Raw genomic sequence first — 204 nt, forward strand, 5'->3', positions numbered from 1 at the left:
CGTTGCCAGCGGTAGCTGCGTTGAGACTGTTTATATTCCAGACGGAAAGCGTGGCACACTCTGTGTTTCTTCCCAAGCCGGTTGTTCACTGGATTGCAGTTTCTGTTCTACGGGTAAACAAGGTTTTAATTCCGATCTCACCGTTGCAGAAATTATCGGTCAGGGCTGGATTGCTGCACGCCATTTTAATAATGTTCCCGCCAA

At 48.0% G+C, this 204-nt stretch carries 1 pseudogene; it reads left to right on the plus strand.

Annotated features, from left to right (window positions below):
• Window positions 1–204: pseudogene (locus CWC28_RS21840) on the plus strand (23S rRNA (adenine(2503)-C(2))-methyltransferase RlmN); the annotation flags it as partial.

Source organism: Pseudoalteromonas sp. S4492 (assembly GCF_005886115.1).
Taxonomy (GTDB): domain Bacteria; phylum Pseudomonadota; class Gammaproteobacteria; order Enterobacterales; family Alteromonadaceae; genus Pseudoalteromonas; species Pseudoalteromonas gelatinilytica.